This window comes from Streptomyces sp. BE303 (genome assembly GCF_036290945.1).
GTDB lineage: Bacteria > Actinomycetota > Actinomycetes > Streptomycetales > Streptomycetaceae > Kitasatospora.
In genome coordinates this window covers 1-3,815 of the sequence record NZ_JAQYWZ010000344.1, presented here as the reverse complement: position 1 = coordinate 3,815, position 3,815 = coordinate 1, and the positions used below count along the sequence as shown (strand labels likewise).

General features: G+C 73.8%; 3 protein-coding genes and 1 pseudogene. 2 read left to right on the top strand and 2 right to left on the bottom strand.

Going from position 1 to position 3,815, the window contains the following annotated elements; all coding sequences use genetic code 11:
* Positions 1 to 315: pseudogene (locus PUR56_RS05020) on the bottom strand (hypothetical protein); the annotation flags it as partial.
* 516 nt (positions 316 to 831) lie between these two features.
* Between PUR56_RS05020 and PUR56_RS05015 the strand changes: the two are divergent.
* Entirely contained in the window at positions 832 to 1,161 is a 330-nt protein-coding gene (locus PUR56_RS05015; RefSeq protein WP_329948002.1) for a hypothetical protein, read from the top strand.
* 115 nt (positions 1,162 to 1,276) lie between these two features.
* Here the strand turns inward: PUR56_RS05015 and PUR56_RS05010 are convergent, their stop codons facing one another.
* The gene (locus PUR56_RS05010; protein ID WP_329948001.1) at positions 1,277 to 2,911 is read right to left on the bottom strand and encodes a hypothetical protein; all 1,635 of its coding nucleotides are present in this window, start codon (positions 2,909 to 2,911) and stop codon (positions 1,277 to 1,279) included.
* A gap of 201 nt (positions 2,912 to 3,112) precedes the next feature.
* Here PUR56_RS05010 and PUR56_RS05005 point away from each other — a divergent pair, with 201 nt between their 5' ends.
* Entirely contained in the window at positions 3,113 to 3,673 is a 561-nt protein-coding gene (locus PUR56_RS05005; RefSeq protein ID WP_329948000.1) for an EF-hand domain-containing protein, read from the top strand.
* Positions 3,674 to 3,815 lie beyond the last annotated feature (142 nt).

Genomic DNA, 3,815 nt, shown 5'->3' with positions numbered 1-3,815 from the left:
CTCGAACCCCTGCCACGTGCCGCCCTCGTACCAGAACCGGTCCTGCACCGAACCGTTCCCGCCGACGAAGAAGACCTCCATGCTCCCGGGGATGCGCGAGACGGCCGCGATGCCGCCGTTGGCGGAGGCGCTGCCGGGCGGCGCGAGCTGGTAGCGCCGCCACGGCGACCCGTCGTACCAGTACGCCCCCTGGACCGAGCCGTCCGAGGCGACCCACCAAACCTCCATGCTTCCGTCGATCCGGGAGACCGCGGCGACCCGGCTCGACAGCGACGAACCGCCGGCCGACGCAAGCACGAACTGGTTCCAACTCATCTGGGACCTCCGGTGGTTCTGTGTCGAACACACGAGCCGGGAAGGGACCCGGCCCGATGAGCGGGGAGCGCCGGGCCGGATCCCCGGACCGATCGCTCAACGCGTGCTCCTACGTTAGGAACTCACCGCGGCACCCACATGAGGCCGTGGTCCCGCGTATGTCCCGGGACCGGTGCACCAGTCGCGCACGCTCCGCCGTGGGACCGGCCCTCCGAACGGGACGTCACCCGCACGCCCCGCTCACGGAATCGGGGAACTCCGCCCATGGCGGAGCACCCGGTGAGACCCCGTGCGGCCGGAACGGCGGGGCGCGGCGGCAGAAGTCGGGCAAGCGGGAACGGCCGGCAGACGGGCGGCCCCGCCGCCTCCCGTGCTTCGGGCAGCTCGCCGACTCGGCCTCCGGTACCGGGCGGTGTTCGGTGAAACGCCCACGACCTGGTGCTTCCCGGCTCCACACGCGTGGCGGCTGATTGGATCGGCGCTACCTGCATCCACCCGCTTCGCCCAGGAGACGACATGCGCACCCACCTCACCCACGGCACGGTCACGCTCACGTTCCTCGCCGCGGTTGCACTCCCTGCCGTCGGCTCGGCGAGCGCCGCGCCGGAGCCCGCCTACACCTGCCAGGCGGTCCTGGTCGACGACATCAACCGCGTGGCCGGGTCGGGCTGCACGGGCGGTCCGAGCGGCTACGAAGGCGCGGGAAGCATCATGGACAAGGAATCCGACACCGTCTGGCAGTGCGCGCTCCTCGGCTCGGCCGACGACCCGGACCTGCCGGGGAAGCTGACCGTCGTCGGAGTCCTCGGCTGCGAGCGACAGGGCGGTGACCCCCTGGTCGAGTGATGTCCCACGCTTCGGCACCCGGTGCCACCGAGGGGCCGGTCAGCCCGACTCACCGCGGGCCGCCCCGGGCCCGGGTGTCCCCGGCCAGGGCCCCGGCGCCGCCCGCACGGCAGGACTAGAGACCGCCCCGGACAGCCAGGAAGTGCAGCACGGTGAAGACCAGATAGGCCGTCAGGGAGATCCGGTTGACGAGCAGGTCCGGGTGGCCGAGCGGGCCGGGGCGGGATTCCCGGGGGCGGAGTTCCGGGTGACGGGTGGCATGGCCGACACCGGCGGCAAGGGCGGCGGCGTCGAACCCCTGGACGCCGAACCAGGAGGCGACCCGGCCGCCGAACTCCAGGGCACCGGCGTCGCGGACGGTGACGGACAGCCGGCCGCCCTCGGCCGTGGCCGCGGTGATCTCCTCCCAGCCCGCCCGGCGACGGGCGAGGCCGGCGGACACCGTCACGCCGTCACGGTCGACGGCGGCCTGCCAGCCGAGCCGGGAGACGACACCGACCAGTGCGATGCCGCCGATGAGCAGGGGCTGCAGCAGCCCGCTCCACCAGCCGGACTCGGCGCGCAGCACGCCCAGGACGGCCAGCAGTACCGCGGCAGCCGGTCCGCACAACAGGCGCAGCGGACGCGGCATCTCCCACACCCCGGCGGCCATCGGCACGGTCGGGGTTTCGGCAGGGGCCCCCGGGTCGGCGGGGGCGGCGGGGTCCCCGGCAGCGACGGGGCCGGCCGGCCGGACTTCGGGGGCGCAGACGACGGCCGTCCACGTGCCGGTCGTACCCGGGTTCCCGGTTCCCGGGTCGTCCTCCGGGGGCAGGACCAGCAACTGGGCGTAGGGGCCGTCCGGTCCCTGGTAGAGCAGAGCGGGCAGGGGCGGGCCGGCGACCGGGCCGTACGCCTCCTCGCCATCGGTCTCGCCCTCGTCGTCCTCGTCGTCCTCGTCGTCGGCTACGTCCTCCCCGCCCCAACGGCCGTCCGCCCAGGTGTGCTGCTCGCGCAGCGTCAGCTCCCAGCGCGGGCCGCCGAAGAACGGCCCGGCCTTCGGGCCGCCGTCGAACTGGAACAGGACGCGCACAGCGGGCGCGCCGGGGCGTTCGGTCAGTGAGTGCCGGACCCGGACCGCCTTGGCGGCGGAGGCCAGCAGGATCACGCCGGTCCCGCCGACCCCGGCGGCCGTCACGAGCAAGCTCGGGTCGAACAGCGGAGCCGTCACCGCCGGGCCGAGCAGCACCAGGCCCACCACCCGGCGCCCGACCGGCCGGACGGGGTGCTCGGCGAACGGGGAGGGCTGGCCCGCGGCCGTCCAGGGGTACGGCACCTCGGGGCCCATGAGGTCGGTGAGCTGCTGCCGGGCCCGCTGACGGCCGAGGGCGGCGGTGATCAGCACGGCCGCCAGGGCCGTCTGTGCGAGCGTCAGCGCCCACCGGGTCAACTCGTCGGGGACGCCCGGGACGTACCAGCCCACCGGAATCAGGGCGAGCGCCGTCAGCGGCAGCCCCCTGGGGCGGGCCAGCAGCGCCAGCGCCTGGGCCACCAGGGCCGCGAGCACCACGTCCGCCGACTCGTACCAGCGCGGGGCACCGGCCACGTCGTGGCCGTCGGCCCGGGCGGCGACCAGCACGAACAGGGCCACCGGCAGCAGGACCAGCCAGCGGCTGTCCCAGCGGTGGGCCGCACGGGCGGCGTGCCAGCGCTCCGCGGCCTCGGCGGTGAGCGGCGCGGCCGTAGGCAGTGGGGGTGCGGGCTGGAACATGCGTCCGATGCTGTCACCCGACCCGGCCGGCCATGAACCCGGGGCACCCGGGCGAGCCGGCCTCGGACCCCGGGCGGTCGCGCGCGGTGCGATCAGCTGTCCGATCACGCGTACGTGGCCTCGCGGTTGCACCTCGTGAACGCCACTGCCTAGGCTCACCGGGCACCGCACCACCTGCACCCACGGAACGAGGAACCCGCCATGACCACCGCCGCCGACGCCCTGCTGGACCGCAAGATCGACGTCTGCTTCGAGCAGGCCGACCTCGACAGGGACGGGGTGATCGACGCGACGGACATCCTGGGGCTCGCGTCGCGGGTGATCGACGCCTCGGGGGCGGCGTTCGACGCACCGGAGGCGACGGCGATGCTGGCCGCGGCCCAGGGCTGGTGGCGGGCCCTGGTGGCGGACCTCGACACCAACAGGGACCGGAAGATCCAGCGGCACGAGTACCGGGCCGGGATGCGGTTGCTGGCCCAGGCACCGGGCGCGTTCGACGACGTACTGGCTCCGGCGGCGCACGCGGTGTTCCGGCTGATGGACCGGGACCGGGACGGGCGGATCTCGGCAGCGGAGTTCTGGGACTTCCAGCGCGCCTTCGGCTCCACCGAGCCGGCCGCACGGTTCGCGTTCGAGAAGCTGGACACCGACCGGGACGGAGTGCTGTCGGAAGCCGAGGTGCTGTCGGCCTTCCGCGGCTTCTACACCTCCACCGACCCGCACCACGTCGGCAACTTCCTCTTCGGCGACGCGCTGAACTAGACCCAATGCCGTGTAGATAGAGCCGTGGGTGGCCGCGTCAAGTCGCCTGAAATGGGACGGAGCTCCTGCTAGAACCGTGTCGACCAAGATCACTGTTCGGTAGGAGCTCCGTTGGGTGCCCAGTCTGTCATCTCTCGTGAGG